Source organism: Aliidiomarina sp., from assembly GCF_022565475.1.
In the GTDB taxonomy this organism is placed as follows: domain Bacteria; phylum Pseudomonadota; class Gammaproteobacteria; order Enterobacterales; family Alteromonadaceae; genus Aliidiomarina.
In genome coordinates, this window is sequence record NZ_JAIUMR010000007.1 from 94,216 (window position 1) to 115,712 (window position 21,497).

The following is a 21,497-nucleotide window of genomic DNA, read 5'->3' on the forward strand; positions in this document are numbered from 1 at the left end:
CGAAGGTATGATTAAAATAGGGCAGCGTGAAGCTGCCCTATTTTTTTGCCAAGGAAACTGTCGATCATGTCAAGCTTGTCCGCTGCTGACCAACGATTAATGCGACTCTTGAAAATCAGTATGATTACCGGTGTCTGTTTATTAGTGCTCGGTCATATCGTGCTCAGCGCCACATTTCTGAATGACAACATTGATCACCGTGGTTACATGCTCGGCGCTGGGATGAGCGCGATCGGTATTATTTTATCGCTGCCGACGAAAATCTACCTGACTATTTTGTTAATGGAATACGAAGAGAAAAACAAAGCAGAGCAATCTGACCCGAGCGAGAGCGGCACGGGTCAGTGATGCGCTTTATTTTTTGATAAAATCAATCGGTTTACGGCGCAGGCCGGGAACTGCCAAAGCGCCACCAATGGCGCCACCTAGATGCGTTAAATAGGCTACTTCTGCACCCAGCCAATCTTGATAGCCACTATTCATGGTCATATCAACGACGAGTTTGACAACCACCGCTGCCAATACTGCGAAGCCAAGCTTATTGCCTTGCTTGGTCATCACCACACCGGCATAAACAGCAATGCCATGGAGCACCCCTGACAAGCCAACAAAGAGATATTCCTGACTGACTGCAACGGGAACAATGGTGGCGAAAAGGGCGCTGATGACCATGACGTTGACTAGCAGTCTGCCTTGTAATTGCTGACGAAAAATAACGGCCAACAAGAGCAATGCAGCAAGGTTGAGCAGAAGGTGTTGCAAATTTAAATGCACAAGATGTGTGGTAAATATTCGCCACGGTTGTGCCAGTAAGCCGTTTTCACTGAGCATGAGGTACGTGTGCCAGTGCGGCTGAAATTGAATGAGCAAACAAATTAGTGCAATCGCTACAGGAGCGATGAGAAAACGAAAAGGTATAGATTGCTGCATTCGATATCCTGTAAACGTTGCGAATTTTCCTAAGCTTCGTATGATACCCTTAATCATCCATAAATCGCAAAACGAGCTGTTGTTATGAAATTAGTGAAAAATAGCCCATCAATGATTTCCAAGCCGATGTGGCTCAGTCTTATTGCCAGTGCCGTATGGCTTTCTGCTTGTACGCCAGCGCCGGAAACCACCACGAATATCGCAGATCCGGAAGCTGCGACCGGGCGCAACGTGAATGAGGTGGCCTATGCACACAACTTTATGGTCTCAGCGGCCAATCCCTATGCTACAGAGGCGGGATTAGAGATATTACGTCAAGGCGGCACGGCCATTGACGCGGCGGTTGCCGTGCAAGCCATGTTGACCTTAGTGGAGCCACAGTCTTCGGGCATCGGTGGCGGTGCGTTTATGCTGTATTGGGACAACAGCAGTCAGCAGCTGTATAGCCTTGACGCTCGTGAAACGGCGCCGATGGCGGCAACAGCAGATTTATTTCTTGACGATCAAGGGCGGCCGCCGAGCTATTTAGAGGCTTTGGTGGGCGGCCGCTCAGTGGGGACGCCGGGAGTGATGCGTGGTTTAGAAGCGGCGCATCAACGCTGGGGAACCCAACAATGGGGTGATTTGTTTACCAGTACAATTGAGCGTGCAGAGGAAGGTTTTATTGTCACACCGCGTTTAGCTCAGCTCGTCGAAATGGAGTTAAATCCGGGCCTCACTCAGCTCGGTGCTGCGCGTGATTACTTCTGGCCGAATGGTCAACCGCTGCAGGCAAATAGTCGCAAGCAGAATCCGGAATTAGCGGAAACCCTGCGCGCCATTGCCGAGCAAGGTGCGGATGCCTTGCATCAAGGGCCAATAGCAGAAGCTATTGTAGCCGCGGTGCAAAACAGTGAAGTACAGCCTGGATTGTTAACGCTGGACGATCTTGCCAGTTATCAGCCGGTGTGGCGGGAGCCAGTTTGCGGTAGCTACCGTGTTTTCGAGATTTGCAGTATGGGACCACCCAGTTCAGGCGGTATTACCATGTTACAAATTATGGCGTTACTCGAGCCGTTCGACCTGCATACGCTTGAGGTTAATGGCGAAGAAGCCTTGCACTTTTTTACGCAAGCGTCACGTTTAGCCTTTGCCGATCGTAATCGTTATATCGCCGATGCAGACTTCATGGAAGTGCCGATTTCAGCGCTGCTCAACCGCGACTACTTAGACAGTCGCGTGGCGTATATCGGTGGCACCGACATGGGTCATGCCTTACCGGGCTCACTCGAGGACCTGTTGCGTGCCGACGACCAGTCGCCAGAATTTCCAAATACGAGCCATTTTAGTATTGTTGACCAATATGGCAATGCAGTTTCGGTGACCACCACCATTGAGTTTGGTTTTGGCTCAGGGGTGATGACCAATGGCTTCCTACTGAATAATCAGCTCACAGATTTCTCGTGGGTGCCGGAAGTCGACGGTGAACCGGTGGCCAACCGCGTCGAACCGGGGAAACGCCCGCGTAGTTCAATGGCTCCGGCCATTGTTTTTGACGAAGCGGGGCAGGTTTTACATGTGGTCGGCTCGCCAGGTGGCCCGCGGATTATTAATTATGTCACGCAAACCATGATTGCTTTGTTAGATTGGAACTTAGACATGCAGGCGGCGATAGACTTGCCAAAAATTACCAACTTGAATGGCGCTACGGCGCTGGAACGGGGTACTAATCTAGAGCGTTTGTTACCGCTCTTTGAAGCCCGCGGCCATGATGTTGAAGTGCGCGACCTGAATAGTGGATTACACGGTATCTCAATCCGCGATGGTCGTTTAGAAGGCGGCGCCGATCCGCGGCGAGAGGGCACAGCAAAAGGAGATAGTGATGAGTGATACGATTTTTACGAAGATTATCAACCGTGAAATACCGGCCGACATCGTCTACGAAGACGAATTAGCGTTGGCATTTAAGGATATTAATCCACAGGCACCATTTCACTGTTTGATTATTCCGAAAAAAGCGATTGCGACGGTGAACGACATTGGCAAAGGCGATCGTGAAATTGTCGGCCACTTGTACTTTGTTGCCGGTGAAATTGCGCGTGAGCATGGTTTCGCTAATGAAGGTTATCGCGTGGTCATGAACTGTAATGAGTTCGGTGGCCAAACCGTTTACCATATTCATGTTCACTTGTTGGCCGGTAAACCGATGGGGTGGCCGCCTTATCAGGACAAATTGAAACGAACCAATCCGATAGAAGCCTAATTGCAGAACCTTAGGCCCCGAAAGAGAAAACCCCAAGTCCAATGACTTGGGGTTTTTGCGGGATTAGTCGATCGCTCTTAAAATCAATCCTTTCAGATACCAACCTTCGGGATAATGAATATGTACCGGGTGATCTGCCGATTGTTGCGTCCAAGCGACGATTTGCAGGTCGCGATTGGCGTCGAGACAGGCGTCGGCAACAACCTTCTGAAAAAGGTCAGAACTTAACAGCCCAGAACACGAAAACGTTAGCAGTACGCCACCCGGTGCTAAAATTTTCGCCGCTAAACGGTTAATATCTTTATACCCGCGACAAGCCCGATTTAAACTCGCTTTTGAGTCAACAAATTTGGGTGGGTCGAGCACGATAACATCAAAGGTTTCGCCTTGTTCAGCATAGGTGCGGAGCTGTTCGAATACATCGGCTTTGACATGTTTTACGTTCGCCTGTTCAAGGCCGTTCAACGCAAGATTGGTCACTGAGGTGTCAAGTGCTGACTGTGACACATCGACATTAACAACCTCTTTAGCACCGGCCGCCGCTGCGTAGAGTCCAAAACCACCCGTGTAGGCAAAACAGTTCAATACGCGCTTGCCTGCCGCATACGTTTGTATTGCTTTGCGGGCATCACGTTGGTCTAAGTAGTAACCGGTCTTATGACCAGAAACAACGTCAACAGCCAGTTTTAAACCATGTTCAGTAATGACGATGGGTTTGGACGGTATGTCACCGATGCGGGCTCCGGTCGCCAAAGGAAGACCTTCTTTCTTTCGTACATCAACGTCGGAGCGCTCGTAGGCTGTACAATCCGGATAAAGCTCCGCGAGCACCGCGAACAAGGTTTCTTGATGATACAGAGCGCCGGCTGTCAACAACTGACACACCAATGTATCGACGTAACGGTCAATGGTGATACCCGGTAGCCCGTCAGACTCGCCCGCTATCAATCGATAGGCATTAGTTTGCTGACCGACCAATACATCGCGAGCCGCCTGTGCGGCTACGATGCGTTGCTTGAAAAATTCGCTGTCGATGACCACTGCTGGATCAAACGTCCACACGCGAGCGCGAATCTGTGAATGCGGTGAATAGGCGGCACGGCCGAGAAACTCGCCTTTGTCGCTGACGACGTCCACCGTGCTGCCGAGCGTAGGCTTGCCTTGTACTTTCGCTACGGCACCGCTAAAGATCCACGGGTGGCGGCGACGCAACGACTTTTCACGACCAGTCTTAATGACAATGCGATCTGCCATTACATCACCCGCTGGCCAGGTTGAGCGCCGTCCTGAGGATTCAAAATGTAGATTTCACTGCCACCTGGGCCGGCCGCCAAAACCATGCCTTCGCTCATACCAAAGCGCATTTTCCGTGGTTTGAGGTTAGCGACCATCACAGTGAGTTGACCAATCAGTTGTTCCGGCTGATAAGCTGCCTTAATACCGGCAAAAACTTGACGTTTTTGGTCACCAATATCCAAGGTTAATTTCAGGAGTTTATCCGCGCCTTCGACGTGCTCTGCGTTCTCGATGCGAGCAACGCGGAGGTCAACTTTAGCAAAATCGTCAAACTCGATTTCGGCTGCAATGGGTTCAATATTCACTTTGGCTTGCGCCACAGCGGCTGGCGTGGCGGCTGCACTGTTATTTTCTTTTGATGCTTCAAGCATGGCTTCAATTTTCTCAGTCGGTACGCGTTGCATTAACGCTTTGAATTTATTGATGTTATGACTAGTGAGCGTTTGCTGTACGCTGTCCCAAGTGAATTTGTCATTGAGGAATGCTTGGGCATCGTTTGATAACGCCGGAACCACAGGGGTTAAATAAATCATTAATAAGCGGAAGAGGTGAATGCCCATGGAGCAGACATCATGCACTTCATTTGCTTTGCTTTCGTCTTTGGCGAGCTGCCACGGCTCTTTGTCGGCAATGTATTCATTGGCGCAATCGGCAAGCTTCATGATATCGCGCATGGCCTTGGCAAACTCGCGATTTTCATAGGCGCTCGCAATATCGTCAGCAGCCGCTTGGAAGTCGCGCAGCATGGCTTCGTCATCGATGCGTGGTGACAGTTGGCCGGCAAATTTCTTGCTGATAAAGCCGGCGCAGCGGCTGGCAATATTAACGACTTTGCCAACCAGGTCAGCGTTCACCCGTTGGGCGAAATCAGTCAAGTTTAAATCCAAATCATCAATGCGGCTGCTCAGCTTAGCCGCGAAGTAATAACGCAAATACTCTGGATCTAAATGATCAAGATAAGTCCGCGCCATGATGAAAGTGCCTTTTGACTTCGACATTTTGGTGCCGTTCACGGTAATAAACCCATGTGCCCATACGCTCGTCGGCTGACGGAAGTTTGCACCTTTCAACATAGCCGGCCAGAAAAGGCTATGGAAGTAGATAATATCTTTGCCAATAAAGTGATAGACCTCGGCGTCGCTGTCAACACGCCAGAAGTCGTCGAAATTCAAGTCGTCACGTTGTTCGCAATAGTTTTTGAAGCTGCTCATGTAGCCGATCGGTGCGTCCAACCAGACATAGAAATATTTGCCTGGCGCGTCTGGAATTTCAAAGCCAAAGTAAGGCTTATCACGACTAATGTCCCACTGCTGCAGCCCTTGCTCGAACCACTCATTGAGTTTGTTGGCCATTTCCGGTTGCAACGAGCCTGAACGAGTCCACGCTTTGAGCATATCGCCAAAGGCCGGCAGGTCGAAAAAATAGTGCTCAGATTCACGTAACTCGGGAACCGCACCGCTAACCGCTGAACGTGGGTTCTTCAGATCAGTGGGCGAGTAGGTCGCACCACAAACGTCACAGTTATCGCCATATTGGTCTTCGGCACCGCAATCAGGGCACGTACCCTTAACAAAGCGATCTGGCAAAAACATTTCTTTCTCTGGATCATAGAGCTGCTCGATGACTCGAGTGTGAATATACCCACTGTCACGTAAACGGGTATAAATGAGGTTCGCCAGTTCGCGATTCTCAGGACTATGGGTTGAATAATAATTATCGAAAGACACGGCGAAATCAGCGAAGTCACGTTGGTGCGCGACATTCATTTCTTCGATCATCGCTTCGGGTGTCATCCCGAGTTGCTGAGCTTTCAGCATAATTGGCGTGCCGTGGGCATCATCGGCGCAGACGAAATGACACTCGTTGCCATACAGGCGTTGAAAACGCACCCAAATATCCGCTTGGATATAACCGAGGAGATGGCCGATATGAATTGGGCCGTTCGCATAGGGCAGTGCATTAGTAACTAAAATGCGACGCGAATTCTTAGTCTGCGCTGTGGTCGAGGTATCTGCCATAGTATCTACCGTGTGTCCTGTAAATAGAGCTTGCCGATCGTCTGTCGCGGCGGTAAACGCGAGCCGAATGGATAAGCTGAAATTCAATAACGAAAACGTGCGCCATGATAACGGAATTTTGCTGACTTTTCATCAGTTCAGCGTAGCTTATAAGGCTATTAATCACTATGATGATAGTTATTCAATGATACATTCCTACGGATTCTGTTAAATGCCGAATTCGTTGTTCACGACTAGATAGGAAGCCGAACATGTCCACAGCTGTATTGGCGGCATGCCAAGCATTACGTAGCGATATCTTCCCGCACGGATTTCGTCCCGAATGGATTTCCCTTGATAACCAGCACGCGACTTTAACCTTACCATTTGCGGCGAAATCTGCCGCGTTTGAATTGCTTCAGCAATTGCGTTCTGATTACCCGCAATTCAATGATCTCCATTGGTCGGTGCGCATTGACGTCGAGGCGTTACCGGCGAAAACCGCTACGGTTCCGCAGGGCTCAAGCGCACCGCACGTAAAGAATGTCATTGCTATAGCTTCCGGTAAAGGCGGTGTGGGTAAGTCCGCTGTGACCTTAAATTTGGCCTTGGCACTGAAAGCGCAGGGCGCGCGCGTGGGTATTTTGGACGGTGATATTTACGGACCGTCGTTGCCGACTATGTTTGGTAATCACACCGAGAAGCTCACGTTCACACCAAATCGGAAAATGCTGCCAGTAAATTGTTGGGGTATCGAAGGTAACTCGCTCGGTTACTTGGTTGACACAGAGGCGGCTGCAATTTGGCGCGGACCCATGGCGAGCCGGGCGATTGAGCAGTTATTGTTCGATACGCAATGGTCGAAACTGGATTATTTATTGATTGATTTACCGCCGGGAACGGGGGATATTCAATTAACCTTGTCACAAAAATTCCCGTTAACTGCCGCTGTCGTGGTAACAACGCCGCAAAATATTGCCTTGGCTGATGCACAGAAAGGCATCGCTATGTTTAATAAAGTGGATGTGCCTGTGGTCGGTTTGTTGGAAAATATGAGCTACTATGAATGTACGGAATGTGGTCATCAAGCGCATATTTTTGGCTCGCAAGGAGGTGATGATTTGGCAGCGAAATACCAAGTGCCCGTCATCGGTCATTGGCCGTTAACCACAGCATTACGAGAAAGCCTCGATGAAGGTATACCCTTGTCGCAATCGCAACCAGAGCATCCCTTGTTGGCCATCATGGCGACGACTGCACAGCAATTGGCAGCGAATGCATGGGAATTATTAACTGAGCTTCCAACAGAATAACAAAAAGGACAAACAGGCATGCGACTAACGGATGGCCAAATAGAACAATACCTTGCCGACGGCCTTATCGGCATCGATCCTGCGCCGAACCCGAAAGACATCACCGGTGTCACGGTCGATATCCATTTAGGCGATAGTTTTCGCGTTTTGCAAGATCATGCCGCGCCGTATATCGACATCAGCGGTCCGCGTGAGGAAATCGATCTTGCTATTCAACGGGTCATGAGTGACGAAATAAAATTGGCCCCGGGTGATGCGTTCTTTATTCATCCAGGCGAGTTTGCATTGGCCGTGACGCATGAGTCAGTGACATTGCCGGCAGACATTGTGGGTTGGCTTGATGGGCGTTCGTCACTTGCGCGTTTGGGGCTGATGGTGCATGTGACTGCACACCGGATTGATCCAGGTTGGTCAGGGCAAATTGTCCTCGAGTTTTTTAATAGCGGCAAACTGCCATTAGCGTTGCGGCCTTTAATGAAGATAGGCGCGTTAAGCTTCGAAACTTTGGGTGAGCCTTGCTTACGTCCTTACAGTCGACGGCTTGACGCGAAGTATAAAGATCAACGTGGCGCTGTTGCCAGTCGCATTAGTGCCGATAAGAATAGATAAGTATGTTTTTTTCCACAGGGAATTATATAAGGAATGCGGCAACTAGCCTTTCACGACTATCGCCGAACCATATTAAGGCGAGCTATATTAGGAATGTTGGCAATTGGGATTATTGTCAGCTTAACCTCTGTGGTGCCGCTGTATAAACAAAGCCAGACTTATATTGATCGTTTGCATTACGCCTATGCCGGTGCGCAATCCCAAGCTATTCATTATCAAATTTTGCGCTATCAAGACATCGCCAGTCAATTTGCCTCGCGTACGGAAATTCGTTATCGATTGGAATTATTGAATCGCGGTGAGATTGATTTGCAAAACGCGCGTGCTTTCAGCGAACCTCGTCTTGCTGATGCGATCCGAATTACACCCGACGTTGTAGCATCCCTGCGCTTGAGCCGACAGGGTGAGATTGTTAGTCAACATGTGTTTACTGCAGAACCGAATTTGCAGCGCTTCTTAGAGACTTCATTGACGTCTTTTCGTCTTGACCAAATAGAATTTTATCCAGCTACGGACAGCGATACTGTAACAATGAAAGATCTTCTGATCAGTGTGCCAGCTCCCATTCGGGATGATGAAGGGGAGTTGATTGGTACCGATTTGCTAGCTTTCTCGACGGTTGGATTTCACGCGATTGCTAATCAGTTGACGAAGTTCGGTTCCCAGATGCAATTGTTTGTTATTCGCGGTTCTGGAGATCGTGTTTTTCATGTTAACACACCGAATCTTGATGATGAGACGGTGATTGAAATTATTACTGGCTCTGATTTACCGTTTCCAACATCGGTGCTGATGGCTGGCGTTCTCACACCGACTGTCTACCAAAATGGTGACTCACACACGCTATTTTTGGTAGGGATCCCTAATAGTGATTGGCAGTTGGTGATTAGTGCAGCTAACGCGGAGTTATATAAAGAACACTACACCACAATTATCCTGGTCAGTGCGGTTTTGTTCATTGCAATTATATTCGGTGTTTGGGCAGTACGGCGGACGATCCGCCCCGTTATTAATGATCTTACTGAGTTAGGTAACGAACTGACTTTAAAAAACCGTCAGCTTGAGCTTGCCGGTCAAGTTGTTGATCATACCCATGAAGCGATTGTTATTACCGATGTCGATTTGAACATTCAACGCGCCAACCAAGCGTTTTTACGTTTAATTGGAATGCTGAATCAGCCGATTCAGGGAATGCACCTGAAAGATTTAATGCTCATTGAAAAGCTTCCAATCCAGTTAGAACAAAAGATTAGCCGAACTTTACAGCTTAAAAATACGTGGCAAGGTGAACTCTGGTATCAGGCGCGCGATGGTCGTTCTATTCCAGCTTTGCAGAGCATAAGTACGATTCGCGATAATCAGGGTCAAATTGTTCAATTAATCCATATTTTCAATGATATAACTCAACAGAAAATAACAGAAAACCTCATTTTGCGGAAAGCAGAAACCGATCAGTTAACGGGCTTGGTTAATCGCGATGGTTTACTGAAAGGGCTCCAACAACGCGTTGCAGCATTACAACACGAAGAGACGATTGCAGTTTTGTTTCTCGACTTAGACAAGTTTAAGCCAGTAAACGACACCTATGGCCATCAGATTGGCGATACGCTTCTGCAAGCCGTTGCCGCGCGTTTACTTGACTTGGTGCGGAAATCGGATTTAGTCGCTCGGCCGGGTGGCGATGAGTTTGTCGTTGTATTGCAGGGCCCTGCGGTGCATCAACGCGCGACTCAGTTGGCCAACGATATCGTTTCTAAGCTCGGTGAACCCTTCGCGGTTGAAGAATTGAGGATTCATGTTGGAGCATCTGTTGGTGTGGCATTTTATCCGGAACATGCTGCCACAGCGGATGAACTTCTGAAGCAGGCCGACATGGCGATGTATGCAGCAAAACAGGCGGGTAGAAACTGTGTGCAGATCGCTGATGCATCAGGATGATCATTAAAAACTCCCCAGCGTTGGCATAAGCGATGCACTGGGGACTTATTTAATTAAGGATTATGCCGGTCAAACCATTCAACAATGCGTTCGAGACGATCGACTAGGTTGATCGGTCGGCCACTCCGGCTAAGGCCATGCCCCTCACGGTCATAGACAACTAATTCGACGTCAACATCATTCGCTTTTAATGCATAAAACCATTCCTCACCTTGGCCAATCGGCGTAATGTGGTCATGATTACTATGAATAATTAACGTTGGTGTTTTTACGCGATCTGCATACTTTAGCGGCGAGCGTCCCCAATAATAGTCGAAGTTCTGCCAAATTGTTCCACCAAACTCTTCCATCATGGACAACGGCGGGAATGCTTGTGTACCCGCTTCGGAAATCCAGTTACTGACGCTACGTTGGGTAACGGCTGCACGAAAACGCTCAGTTTGCGTAGTCGCCCAATTAGTCAAAAAGCCACCGTGGCTGCCACCGGTAATATATTGGCGCTCCGGGTCGAGCCAATTGAAACGATCGAGGGCGGCGTCGAGCGCATAGATGTTGTCCCGGTAATCGGCACCACCATAATCAAGACGAACTTGACTCGCATGATCATGACCGTAGCCTGAGCTACCGCGGTAATTAACGAACACAACCGCATAGCCACGCGCGCTGAGAAGCTGCATCTCAGGGAACCATTGATGTCCCCACATCCCACCTGGACCACCTTTGATGTTCAGGACTACTGGATACGATTCGCCTTCCTGACGGTTTAGCGGCGGCAGGAAGAACACATCGAGGCGGTCGCCGTGTTCATTTTCTGTCGCAAATACTTGGTACCGTTGCAAGGCAGTTGTGTTCAGATAATCCCGATTGAACTGGGCAATGACTGCCGTTTCCCGATCACGCAAGCTGGCGATTGAATGCGCTCGCATGACTTGGGGCGGGATTACTTCGTTATGAGCGATAAATGCAACTGTGCCATTCTCAGCAAAGACCACGTCACTGAATGAATAGCCTTCACCCGCGACTTGGCTATAGCCACCGACATCTAAGTCAACACGAAAGAGTGGCCGGCTACCGCGGTCATCCGCGGTAAACCATAACGAGCCGAGCGCCGCTTGTAAACCACTCGGGCTGTGATCCATCCGATCTGCAAGAGTGCGAAAGCTATCGTTGCGCAAATCATAGAGATGCAAAGCCGGTGCAGCATAATTACTTTCGCGGTAGACATAAGCGATACTGTTGTTGCCGGTCCATACTGGATTTGAAGCATGTCCTTGAGGGCTTGCGAGCTCGTTTTCTTGGTCGCCACAACGGACAAAAATTGACGATGAGAAGTAGCCTTCACGGGCAAGCGGATGGCGGTTACTTGCAAACGCAATGCAGGCGCCGTTTGGTGAGTAACTGGCGCTGCCTTCATGCCATTCGGAATCGCCCGTTACGGACGTCAGCTTTTGCTCAGCAAAGCTATAGGTCCAAAGGCCGCTGCGATTCTCATTCAGGTAACCACCCTGACGTTTGTACACCGCATCCGTGATGACGGTGACGTCGGGTTTGTCTTCTTTCTCAGCTTTAGTGAGTGGATCGGTAACGGCCGGATCCAGTGAGATCGACAAGAGAAGTTCATCGCCGTCTGGACGCCATTGCACGCTTTGAATTGAGCCTTGCTCGAGCCGCAACAACTCCTGAGCCTCACCACCTTGCATCGAAAGTTGATAGAGCGCAGTGCCATTCTCTCGACCAGAACGGAAGAGGAGCGTCTGGCCGTCCGGACTAAACTGTGGCGCAAAATCGCTTTGACTGCGCGTCAACTGCACCGGCTCAGCGCCGTCTCGGCTCATCCAAAGCGTGTTGTGACGACTGCGCTTGTCATCTGCGACAGTGGTTTTGACGAAAACCATAGTGCGGCCATCGGGGGTGATTTGCACGTCACTGACGTTGACGAATTTATAGTAGTCCGCAGCACTCAGGCCGGGCTGTTCGCCAGCGACTGCAGCGAAACTTAAAACAAAACTGGCACCTAACCAAGGCAACAGGCGATACGTATTTTTCAAGCGCATGTCATTCTCCTATCGTAATGGCCGAGCATGGGCAGCTGCGCGGAAGATCGAATTCATTAGCAACACATGCTGACCCTCAAGGTAGGCGCGGAAATTCGGCTCTTGCGTAAAGCTAATAACCATACCGCGGCCATGCGGCTGCACCATGACTAATGGTTTGTGGGCAATCTGCTCATGGTTTTCTGGCCACATAAAGCCACTGGCAAGTACATCGTCTTTACCAGCGTAATTGACCACGTTGCGGCCATCGGTAATGCGTAGTGGCGTGTAAATATCACTACCAATAAACATGGCGTGTAATTGCTCATGAACGCCTGCGGTTAGCCAATGTTCCTGATCGACGTTGGCACGGGCGATCACACCGGACACCCAATCAGGGCCTGCATCTGGATCACGAAGGTAACGGAGGTGGTCATCATGGTCATGGATGAGATTACCGGCAACCCGAGTTCCCGATGGTTTCTCGGCGATATTATCAACCTGAGCCTTCTTCTCCAACGCACTGTTTAATAATGGTTGTTCGCCGGAAATGGCGAAGCGCGTCGCGTTACCGAGGGTAATTAACACGCCACCGCGCTGAATCCAGTTGCGCAGATTTTCCCGGCCGCGTTCGCCAAGAGCCTGTTCATAGCTGCCGCCAGAGGTAGCCGGTAGAATTAGTACGTTATAGTGACTTAAATCTGACCACGCTAAGCGATCAGGTCTAATCGCGGTAACTGGATAGTTAAATTCGCGTTCAATAATAAAACGCGTACTGCCGGCGCTGAGCACATTTGTCGGTGTGTCCCACGCGAGGGCAATATTCGGTGCAAACATGCGTTGTACATTCGCTGAACCGACGTTTGGACCGTCTTGCATCCAACTCCGCTCGAGCCCATCAACATGAGCACCACTGGCTTGTGCCAGTTCACTGAGAATGGCGCTCAGATTTTCCGGGTTACCCGCGCGAGGAATAATCAAACTGCCGGCCGGATAGTCAGTGCCATTGGCGTGTTTAAAACCACGATCGGCGCTGCGAACTAATAGTCCTTCACGTAGCGCCGCGGTGAGCAGGCGACCACTGTTCATGTCGCCCCAAGCCACCGCAAATCCGAAAGCGGCATCGGGATTATTCACACGCCCAGGCTGAATTCGCTCACTACCGACAGCGACCGTGTCGACTCGGGGAACTTGAGCGCAAATGTCCATATCGACGTTAAATAATAACGGTAATGACCAGGCGGTGACGTCGTAAATCTGGTCGGGTAGATTATTCGCACGTAGACGCTCTTGTTCAGCGATAAAGTCTTCGTCCATTGGAACATGTACATCGAGCAGGGTGCGGATCAAATGATAGGAAGGTTGTGCTGCTTCGACCACGAAGGCACCTGATGAATAGCGACCATTACAGGCGCGGAAATCGCTTTGCGCTTGCTTAACTTCAATGCCTTGTTCAGCTAATAACGCCATTAATTTTCGATTGCCGGCGAGATCGCGCTGATTGGGGAATATGTAGCTGCGATCGTCGCCACGACTTCCTTTATCAATACCACTCTTGCGGTAATCGTAGAAGCGAGTAAGGAGCTCCTGACGACGTTGGGATGCAGTTTCGATCGTCGCCATAAAGGCGACAAAGTTCTGCTGCACACCATCTGCATAGGTCAAAATCTCACCTTCATGAGTACGGAAATGGTGACCACGGGCAGAACCCATTTCATAGGTCATTGAGAGACTGCCATGATAAAGCGGCCAGCTGGCACCGTAGCCAGGGTAAAAGGCGTCGAAAATTTCACGGGTAAAGTAGTCGTAGCCAAATTGGTCAAACCAATCGGCGTTGTTTTCACCGACCCAGTTCAAGCCTTCGCGTTGTTCGCTGGTAATAAACGGATTAAACGGGTGCGCTTCAGGTGTGAAATAGTAGGGTAAATCGCCGCCCATTTCATGGGAGTCGACAAAAATGAGCGGGAACGTTTGCAGTAATGCGGCAATGCGACCGCGGGTTTCCGGCTGGGTTAACGCGATCCAATCTCGGTTCATATCAAACAGGTAGTGATTGGTGCGCCCATTAGGCCAAGGCTCGTTATGTTCCGCAGAGATGCGGTCTGTCGATGGCTCAAGTCCGATGGTTGCATAATAGCGGCTGACAAAACGGCCACGGCCATCCGGGTTTTGTAATGGGTCGAGATACACTAGGGTATTGTGCATGATGTTTTGCGTTCGCCCATCACGCGCCGCTAACAGATGATAGGCAGTGACCATTGCCGCTTCCGCTGGTGAAATTTCATTGCCATGGACACTACTGGCAATCCAAACACTCGCGGGAAGGTCATTCATGAGCTGTCGAGCTTGACGCTCGTTGGTTTGGCGTGGATCGGCTAAACGGCGCATTCCCGCTTCGATTTCGTCCAAGCGAGCGATGTTGTCGCGGCTGCCAATCACTGCATAAAACAAAGGCCGCCCTTGCCATGTTTCACCGTAGGGTACTAATTTCACCTGCTCGGGATGGGCTTGTTGTAATGCTTCAAAATACGCACGTATTTGCTCTGGTGACGAGACACGACTGCCCGCATGGTAATCTAAGACCTCATAAATAGAGGGTGTGCCTTGATGATCGGCGTTTGGCCATGCTGGAACCGTGTCGGCGGCCACAGGGGTAATGGTAAGCGCTGAGACCAACGCCATGGATAAAAGCGACAGTCGATGACGTCGGTTACTGAATAAGTTCATCTGCATGACCAAAATGCTCCGTTAGCATGTCCTCACTGGGACTTTTCTTCTAATGTGTCAATCGTACGAATGATTGCGTCTAATAGGGTTGTCTCATCATGACGATGAGGAATCTCGGAATCAGGTTTTGCTCCGGTAATTACCGGTATAGCAATGGCTCGTTCTGCTTGATAACTCACCGTAGAGGTATCGCCGGCAGCACTAATAATGGCGTCTACCGGCTGAAAGCCAAGTTGTCGATGAAGCCATTGCATGCGTGTTGACAAAGGGAGTTGCCCAGCGGGACTCGGTTCAGCAACCAGATTATCAACAAATATGACGCGAGCTGATGAATTCTCGATTGTTTGTGCTATTTCCTCGACTAGTAACGGCGGTAATACCGAAGTTAGGAAACTTCCAGGCCCAAGAATAATGTAGTCACTTTGGGTTAAGTGTAATAAAGCCTCAGGTGTGGCTTTGACGTTCGGAAATAAACTCAGACGCTTGGGCATAGCGTTTAATTTATCGACACGAAATTCGCCAAAACAGGTCAGTTCATTTTCCAGTTCTGCAACGAGGTCTGTGGGTGTTTCTGACATGGGTAAAATTCGACTCGCTACTTTTAAGAGCCGACTGAGCAATTCGATACCATCGACCGGACGAGCCGATAATTCATCCAAACAATAAAGTAAGAGATTTCCGAGACTATGGCCTTCCAACCCGGTCTGTTTTTCGAAACGAAAATTTAAAACTTCAGCGGCGAGAGGCTGACTTGCGAGTTGTGACATGCAATTACGAATGTCACCCCATGCGATGCAGTGTTGATCAGCGCGCAGGCGCCCTGTAGAACCGCCATTATCGCTGGTTGCGACGATGCCGACGAGGCGCTTCTTCATGAAAGTGAGTGTCGCTAGCAAGCGACCAAGCCCATGTCCACCGCCTATCGCAGTAATGCGGAGCTCGCGATAGATTGGATGTTTTAGTTGATTGGTGGCCATTCCGTTTGGTTTCCGTTTTTGATGCCAACAAAAAAATTCTTTCCACTATAAAGGCTGCCCCCTAAACTGTGAAATAAATTCCGGAATATTTAAGAAAATGATGCACTTTTCTGGCAAGATAGGCTGAGTTAGAGAAGGAAACTTGCATGCCTGCAGACGCGGAAACAATCACGACGAGCAAATTTAGCCGTTGGAGCCTGTGGCTTTATAACGGCCTTTTATATTTATTACTACCATTTATCTTGCTGCACTTTTGGCGTCAAGGTCGCCGAAACAAAGCCTATCGCGCGCGGATCCAAGAGCGGTTTGGGAAACAGCCTATCGCCAGTAATTACCAGGGCTGTGTTATTTTTCATTGCGTCTCAGTGGGTGAATTTTTAGCTGCTAAGCCTCTTATTTCTGCTTTTCTCGAGTCAGCCAATGGCACGCCTGTTGCTGTTACCTGTATGACGCCTACTGCTTCCGAGTTGATTAAGGAGACGTTCGGCGATCGGGTTTATCATTGTTACTTACCACTCGACACAAGCGCGGCGATGCGTCGATTTATCCGAGGATTGCAGCCCAAGGCTTTAGTCATTTTAGAAACTGAACTTTGGCCGAACCTGATGTTTCAGTGTCAACGCGCAAAAGTGCCGACGTTATTAGTCAACGGGCGTATGTCGGAGCGCTCAGCCGCTGGTTATAAACGACTCGATTGGTTGTTTGCCCAGACTTGGGGAGCATTGCGTTATTGCGGGATTCAAACGGAATCACAGGCGTCGCGCTTTGTGGCCATCGGTGTTGCCAAGGACAGAGTGCAGACAGTGGGGAATTTGAAATTTGATTTACAGATCCCAGACGCGCAGCGTGAACAAATTCAATCATATCAAAATTTGCTCGCTGACCGTCTGATCATCACAGCTGGGAGTACCCACGCTGGTGAAGAGACTGTGATTCTCCAAGCATTTAAAAAGGTTCAGCAGAGTTACCCGAATGCGCTGCTTATCCTCGTGCCGCGCCATCAAGAACGTTTTGACGAAGTCGCAGAGTTGATTCAAGAGCAAGGCTTTTCATTCGTACGCCGCAGGCAGGGGCAACCCGTCCTTGCGGAAACGCAGGTTTGGCTTGCCGATACCATGGGTGAATTGATGCTCTGGTATGGTTTAGCGCGCATCGCATTTGTCGGTGGTAGTTTAATTACGCGTGGTGGCCATAATCCGCTGGAGCCATTGGTGTTTGGCGTTCCTATCGTATCCGGCCGACATGTGTTCAATTTTCAAGATATCTATAACGAACTGGATCGTTTGCAAGCCGTTCGTTGGGTTCAGGATAGTGATTCTTTAGCGAGTACACTGATTGGCTTAATGGCGACCCCAGAAACAGCGCGACGTTTGAGTCAAGAAGCGCAGCAGTTGTTTTCTGATCATCAAGGGGCGACACGGCGATATTTAGCGACTATCCATCAAGTCTGTGAAGGGAGGCATGGATGAAAAATGCACCAACATTCTCAGCTCAAAATGCTCGGCTGCAAAGCGCAGACGGTGCCGTGGTATTAGTCAACACTGACGAAATTTCTGCTGACACGTCCGTAACGACGATCAAAACTTGGTTTGATCCTGCGTACTGGCAGCAAAAAAATGCAGTGGTCGGCACGAGTCATGGCCGCAATACGGTTTACTTTGTGATGGCGAATGCCCGTCATTGGGTGCTTCGCCACTATTATCGCGGTGGCTTGCCAGGCAAACTCTGGAAAGATCAATTCTTGTACTTAGGTGAAGCACGAAGTCGGAGCTTCGCCGAGTTTCAGTTACTTCAGCACATGCGTGGATTGGGGCTACCTGTACCGACTCCGGTCGCGGCACACGTGCAACGAAGCGGGTTGTATTATCGCGCAGATTTATTGATTGAACGGATCGTCAATAGCCAAGACTTATTTAAAGCGCTGCAACATGCTGAATTAAGCGATGCCACTTGGCACCGGATCGGCTTCACTGTTGCTGCGTTTCATCGTCATCATGTCTTTCACAGCGATCTCAATTGTCACAATATTCTCTTACAGACACAGAATGAACGAGAGCAGGTGCATTTGATTGACTTTGATCGTTGCCGAATTCGGCAGCCGGGCGCTTGGCAACAAGAAAATTTGCAGCGGTTGCAACGTTCCTTGATTAAAGAACGCAAGACCATTCAGGACGAACATGGGAACGCATTTTATTATCATGACTCTAATTGGCAAATGCTTTTGGAGGGTTATCGTGAAGGGATGTCGGTTAATGAGATAGCCAAAACGCCAACGAAAACAGGATACGAGTGAGATGAAAGTAAGGTTGCTGAATGGGCTTATCGCCATTGTCGCAGTGTCTGCATTCGGCCTGGCTGATGCTGTAGAGCAAGATCTGCAGACACAGACGTTGTGTTTAGTCGCAGCTGAAACCGTTAAAATTAAGGCAGAACTCGCGACTGAACCTAAATCACGTGAACGCGGATTAATGGAAAGAGAGAGTTTACCAGCAGAGTCAGGTATGTTGTTTGTCTATCCACAAAATGGGATGCGAGCTTTTTGGATGTATAAAACACGCATTCCACTCGATATTGCCTATATTGGCTCCAACGGCCGCATACAAGAAATTTATAGTATGGAGCCGTGTCGCAGTATTTTTCCTGCGCGTTGCCCAAACTATCCATCACAACAACCACTGCGAATGGCTTTGGAAGTCAATCAAGGAAAGTTTGCCGAGTGGGGCGTTGAGATTGGTGACATGGTTTTCACAGATGATTGCGAAACGCCGCTGCAACCCTTGCCGGCGACCTAAAGAGAGATAACCATGAGCAGATATTTGAAAATTACGCTAATCCTTTTCAGTTTGAGTTTGCTTGCTGCGTGCGCGAGCACCACAGATGGCGAACCGACTCGACGTGGGGAGCAAACCCGAGTTCCTGCGCTTACTGAGTTAACCGAAGAGAGTGCCGCACAATGGTTGCGTTCAGGGCAGACACTCAACAGTGAAATTCAACGTTGGTGGGGAACTCCTTCGTCGCAAGGACGCAGCGGCGATGTGTTGTGGGACAACTATACTTGGGTTGGCCAAAGTGGCAAGGGGGATGGCAGCACCCGGATGTTATCGTTGACCTTAAATTATAACTTGCAGGGCATTTTGCAAGACTATGATTTACGGATTCACGAGTTTCCGGCCTATGCACGTCCTTGAGTCATTGGTCGCAAGGGGGCAGCAGCTAATCCGTTAACGGCTGGACTTTTGCGGCTAAGTCCAGAAGACTTTGCCCAGCAATCCACATTAACTAAAGGTTTTCTATGTCTAAATTAACGCTACTCTCAGCGAGCATTGCTTTAGCGCTTGGACTTAGCGCATGCAGTGACGCAGTTCAGAATCAACCAAACGACTCCCGTATAGCTGCCGAAAATGCCGTTTCGGCAGAGCAAACGCGTTTGGTTTCAGGTATTGAACTTGAGAATATGGACCGGTCGGTAAGTCCACGCGATAATTTTTTCCGTTACGTTAATGGCGGCTGGTTAGAAAAAACTGAAATTCCGGCTGATCGGGCACGCTGGGGAAGCTTCGATGAACTGCGCGAGCAGGCTGAAGCCCACGTACTCGAGATCGTCATGGAGTTTGCTAAGCAACACGGTGAACCGGGATCTGATGTACAGAAAATTGGTGACCTGTATCGCTCATACATGGACGAGGAAACGATTGAAGCGCTCGGATTAACGCCGTTAGCCGATGATTTCGAAAGAATTCAGGGGTTAACCTCGCATGCACAGATGGCCGAATTCTGGGGACAACAACAACGCCTACGTACGGCTGTTCCGTTTTCAGTTGGCGTCGGTCAAGACCAAATGCAATCCGACCAATATATTACCTCGATTAGTCAATCGGGTCTTGGTCTGCCAGACCGTGACTATTATTTGGCAGATGACGAACGCAATCAGGCATTAAGACAGTCTTATATTGCGTTCATTGAACAGTTATGGTCGGCTGCAGGTTGGGAGCAAGGCGCTTCAGCTGCACAAACCATTTTGCGGATAGAGACTGCGCTGGCCGAGAAGCAATGGACGCGGATTCAAAATCGTGACCGTTTAGCCTCGTATAATAAAATGACCTTAACGGAGCTGGCGGAGCAAGCACCAGGACTTGACTGGCACGCGATGTTCAACGCTGCTGGTCTGGATATTGCGGAAGTTGTCGTTCGTCAGCCGGATTATTTAGCGGCCGTTGCCGAGCTTTATCAATCCATTGAATTGGCAGATTGGCAGACTTATATGAAGTTTCATACCCTGCGCAGTGCCGCCGGCACCTTAAGTCGTGAATTTGCCGATATTAGCTTTGATTTCTATGGTCGTGTATTACAAGGTCTTGAAGCCGAGCGCTCACGTGAGCGTCGTGCAGTTAGTACGGTTGAAAGTGTCCTCGGTTTCATGGTTGGACAGGAATATGTGCGTCGTCATTTCAAGCCGGAAGCGCAAGAGCGAATGGCGGAAATGGTTGACAACATTCTGGTTGCGTTTGGCGAAGCAATTGATGACCTAGAATGGATGACGGCAGAAACCAAGCAAGAAGCCCATGCAAAACTTGCGACCTTTACGACAAAAATAGGTTTTCCAGAAAAATGGCGCGATTATGATTGCGTCGACATTGTTGCCGATGATTTGTTTGGAAACTTGCGTCGTGCTGGGTCCTGCGAATATGACCGGATGATTGGCCGTCTCGGCCAAGACGTAGATCCCTATGACTGGGGCATGACACCGCAAACAGTCAATGCGTATTATCGCTCAACAATGAATGAGATTGTGTTCCCCGCAGCAATTTTGCAACCTCCGTTTTTCAACGTCGATGCGGATGACGCGATTAATTACGGTGCGATCGGTGCTGTGATTGGCCACGAAATTACACATGGTTTTGATGACCAAGGACGCCGTTCCGATGGTGATGGTAATCTGCGTGATTGGTGGGGTGAGCAAGACGAGCGCCAATTCCGTGAGCGTGCCGATTTGATGATCGAACAGTTTAGTAGCTTTAATCCAATTGATGATCTCTACCTGCAAGGCGCTCTGAGTTTAGGTGAAAATATCGCTGACCTTGGTGGTCTAAATGTCGCGTTGCGAGGTTATTTGAATTCACTTGAGGGTCGTCCGGCTGAAGTAATCGATGGTTATTCGGCTGAACAACGCTTTTTTATCGGTTGGGGACAAATTTGGCGGATTAAATTCCGCGATGAAGCATTGCGACGCCAAGTCGTCGTAGGGCCTCATTCACCCGGTAAGTATCGCGTTCTCGGACCTTTATCGAATATGCCAGAGTTTTATCAAGCGTTTGATGTTGAACCGGGTGATCCTATGTATCGCGATGAATCAATTCGGGTTAAGATTTGGTAATTCAAATCGTTTAAACGATTTACGATAGTCTGGGCAACCTTTGCAGGTTGCCCAATTTGTA

Annotated in this window: 17 protein-coding genes; 11 read left to right on the forward strand and 6 right to left on the reverse strand. The window is 49.4% G+C overall.

What is annotated here, in order from left to right; all coding sequences use genetic code 11:
- Positions 1-66: 66 nt before the first annotated feature.
- A complete protein-coding gene (locus LAT77_RS07795; protein WP_290563997.1) occupies positions 67-348 on the forward strand; it encodes a hypothetical protein in 282 nt (93 codons plus the stop codon).
- A gap of 6 nt (positions 349-354) precedes the next feature.
- On the opposite strand, the gene rrtA is transcribed toward LAT77_RS07795, so the two are convergent.
- Entirely contained in the window at positions 355-930 is a 576-nt protein-coding gene (gene rrtA, locus LAT77_RS07800; RefSeq protein ID WP_290563998.1) for a rhombosortase, read from the reverse strand.
- Positions 931-1,014: 84 nt separating this feature from the next.
- On the opposite strand from rrtA, the gene ggt reads away from it, so the two are divergent.
- Positions 1,015-2,799 carry a gamma-glutamyltransferase gene (ggt, locus tag LAT77_RS07805; protein ID WP_290563999.1) on the forward strand — a complete coding sequence of 595 codons (1,785 nt, stop codon included), beginning with the start codon at positions 1,015-1,017 and terminating at the stop codon, positions 2,797-2,799.
- The gene (locus LAT77_RS07810) at positions 2,792-3,172 is read left to right on the forward strand and encodes a histidine triad nucleotide-binding protein (protein WP_290564000.1); all 381 of its coding nucleotides are present in this window, start codon (positions 2,792-2,794) and stop codon (positions 3,170-3,172) included. The genes ggt and LAT77_RS07810 overlap by 8 nt, the downstream gene beginning before the upstream one ends.
- A 63-nt stretch (positions 3,173-3,235) precedes the next feature.
- Here LAT77_RS07810 and LAT77_RS07815 read toward each other — a convergent pair whose 3' ends face one another.
- Both LAT77_RS07815 and metG read right to left on the reverse strand, forming a co-directional pair.
- Entirely contained in the window at positions 3,236-4,426 is a 1,191-nt protein-coding gene (locus tag LAT77_RS07815; protein WP_290564001.1) for a class I SAM-dependent methyltransferase, read from the reverse strand.
- Positions 4,426-6,486: a methionine--tRNA ligase gene (gene metG, locus LAT77_RS07820; RefSeq protein WP_290564002.1), complete on the reverse strand. Its 2,061-nt coding sequence runs from the start codon at positions 6,484-6,486 to the stop codon at positions 4,426-4,428. The genes LAT77_RS07815 and metG overlap by 1 nt, the downstream gene beginning before the upstream one ends.
- 251 nt (positions 6,487-6,737) lie before the next feature.
- Here metG and apbC point away from each other — a divergent pair, with 251 nt between their 5' ends.
- From apbC to LAT77_RS07835, 3 genes are all read left to right on the forward strand, one after another.
- Positions 6,738-7,778, forward strand: a complete 1,041-nt coding sequence (gene apbC, locus LAT77_RS07825) for an iron-sulfur cluster carrier protein ApbC (RefSeq protein ID WP_290564003.1) — start codon at positions 6,738-6,740, stop codon at positions 7,776-7,778.
- Positions 7,779-7,796: 18 nt separating this feature from the next.
- On the forward strand, positions 7,797-8,387 hold the full coding sequence (gene dcd, locus LAT77_RS07830; RefSeq protein ID WP_290564004.1) for a dCTP deaminase: 591 nt from the start codon (positions 7,797-7,799) through the stop codon (positions 8,385-8,387).
- A 93-nt stretch (positions 8,388-8,480) separates the two neighbouring features.
- On the forward strand, positions 8,481-10,325 hold the full coding sequence (locus LAT77_RS07835; RefSeq protein ID WP_290564005.1) for a diguanylate cyclase: 1,845 nt from the start codon (positions 8,481-8,483) through the stop codon (positions 10,323-10,325).
- A 53-nt stretch (positions 10,326-10,378) separates the two neighbouring features.
- On the opposite strand, the gene LAT77_RS07840 is transcribed toward LAT77_RS07835, so the two are convergent.
- The 3 genes from LAT77_RS07840 to yvcK are packed head-to-tail and all read right to left on the reverse strand — an operon-like array spanning position 10,379 to position 16,062.
- Positions 10,379-12,379: a S9 family peptidase gene (locus LAT77_RS07840; RefSeq protein ID WP_290564006.1), complete on the reverse strand. Its 2,001-nt coding sequence runs from the start codon at positions 12,377-12,379 to the stop codon at positions 10,379-10,381.
- Between the two features lie 9 nt (positions 12,380-12,388).
- Entirely contained in the window at positions 12,389-15,091 is a 2,703-nt protein-coding gene (locus LAT77_RS07845) for a M14 family zinc carboxypeptidase (protein WP_290564007.1), read from the reverse strand.
- A 26-nt stretch (positions 15,092-15,117) separates the two neighbouring features.
- Entirely contained in the window at positions 15,118-16,062 is a 945-nt protein-coding gene (gene yvcK / locus LAT77_RS07850) for a uridine diphosphate-N-acetylglucosamine-binding protein YvcK (RefSeq protein WP_290564008.1), read from the reverse strand.
- A 146-nt stretch (positions 16,063-16,208) separates the two neighbouring features.
- On the opposite strand from yvcK, the gene waaA reads away from it, so the two are divergent.
- The 5 genes from waaA (at position 16,209) to LAT77_RS07875 (ending at position 21,436) form a co-directional block, all read left to right on the forward strand.
- Positions 16,209-17,531 carry a lipid IV(A) 3-deoxy-D-manno-octulosonic acid transferase gene (waaA, locus tag LAT77_RS07855; protein ID WP_290564009.1) on the forward strand — a complete coding sequence of 441 codons (1,323 nt, stop codon included), beginning with the start codon at positions 16,209-16,211 and terminating at the stop codon, positions 17,529-17,531.
- Complete coding sequence (locus tag LAT77_RS07860; RefSeq protein WP_290564010.1) at positions 17,528-18,355, forward strand: 3-deoxy-D-manno-octulosonic acid kinase; 828 nt, start codon at positions 17,528-17,530, stop codon at positions 18,353-18,355. Before waaA ends, LAT77_RS07860 begins: the two co-directional genes overlap by 4 nt.
- Position 18,356: 1 nt before the next feature.
- Positions 18,357-18,854: a DUF192 domain-containing protein gene (locus LAT77_RS07865; RefSeq protein ID WP_290564011.1), complete on the forward strand. Its 498-nt coding sequence runs from the start codon at positions 18,357-18,359 to the stop codon at positions 18,852-18,854.
- A gap of 12 nt (positions 18,855-18,866) precedes the next feature.
- Positions 18,867-19,250: a hypothetical protein gene (locus tag LAT77_RS07870; RefSeq protein WP_290564012.1), complete on the forward strand. Its 384-nt coding sequence runs from the start codon at positions 18,867-18,869 to the stop codon at positions 19,248-19,250.
- A gap of 104 nt (positions 19,251-19,354) precedes the next feature.
- Positions 19,355-21,436 (forward strand): M13 family metallopeptidase, encoded by a 2,082-nt coding sequence (locus LAT77_RS07875; RefSeq protein WP_290564013.1) that lies wholly within the window; start codon positions 19,355-19,357, stop codon positions 21,434-21,436.
- Positions 21,437-21,497 lie beyond the last annotated feature (61 nt).

Coding starts and splice junctions, on each gene's coding strand:
- LAT77_RS07795 (WP_290563997.1), top strand. CDS start 67: ATGTCAAGCTTGTCCGCTGCTGACCAACGATTAATGCGACTCTTGAAA.
- rrtA (WP_290563998.1), bottom strand. CDS start 930: ATGCAGCAATCTATACCTTTTCGTTTTCTCATCGCTCCTGTAGCGATT.
- ggt (WP_290563999.1), top strand. CDS start 1,015: ATGAAATTAGTGAAAAATAGCCCATCAATGATTTCCAAGCCGATGTGG.
- LAT77_RS07810 (WP_290564000.1), top strand. CDS start 2,792: ATGAGTGATACGATTTTTACGAAGATTATCAACCGTGAAATACCGGCC.
- LAT77_RS07815 (WP_290564001.1), bottom strand. CDS start 4,426: ATGGCAGATCGCATTGTCATTAAGACTGGTCGTGAAAAGTCGTTGCGT.
- metG (WP_290564002.1), bottom strand. CDS start 6,486: ATGGCAGATACCTCGACCACAGCGCAGACTAAGAATTCGCGTCGCATT.
- apbC (WP_290564003.1), top strand. CDS start 6,738: ATGTCCACAGCTGTATTGGCGGCATGCCAAGCATTACGTAGCGATATC.
- dcd (WP_290564004.1), top strand. CDS start 7,797: ATGCGACTAACGGATGGCCAAATAGAACAATACCTTGCCGACGGCCTT.
- LAT77_RS07835 (WP_290564005.1), top strand. CDS start 8,481: ATGTTGGCAATTGGGATTATTGTCAGCTTAACCTCTGTGGTGCCGCTG.
- LAT77_RS07840 (WP_290564006.1), bottom strand. CDS start 12,379: ATGCGCTTGAAAAATACGTATCGCCTGTTGCCTTGGTTAGGTGCCAGT.
- LAT77_RS07845 (WP_290564007.1), bottom strand. CDS start 15,091: ATGCAGATGAACTTATTCAGTAACCGACGTCATCGACTGTCGCTTTTA.
- yvcK (WP_290564008.1), bottom strand. CDS start 16,062: ATGGCCACCAATCAACTAAAACATCCAATCTATCGCGAGCTCCGCATT.
- waaA (WP_290564009.1), top strand. CDS start 16,209: ATGCCTGCAGACGCGGAAACAATCACGACGAGCAAATTTAGCCGTTGG.
- LAT77_RS07860 (WP_290564010.1), top strand. CDS start 17,528: ATGAAAAATGCACCAACATTCTCAGCTCAAAATGCTCGGCTGCAAAGC.
- LAT77_RS07865 (WP_290564011.1), top strand. CDS start 18,357: ATGAAAGTAAGGTTGCTGAATGGGCTTATCGCCATTGTCGCAGTGTCT.
- LAT77_RS07870 (WP_290564012.1), top strand. CDS start 18,867: ATGAGCAGATATTTGAAAATTACGCTAATCCTTTTCAGTTTGAGTTTG.
- LAT77_RS07875 (WP_290564013.1), top strand. CDS start 19,355: ATGTCTAAATTAACGCTACTCTCAGCGAGCATTGCTTTAGCGCTTGGA.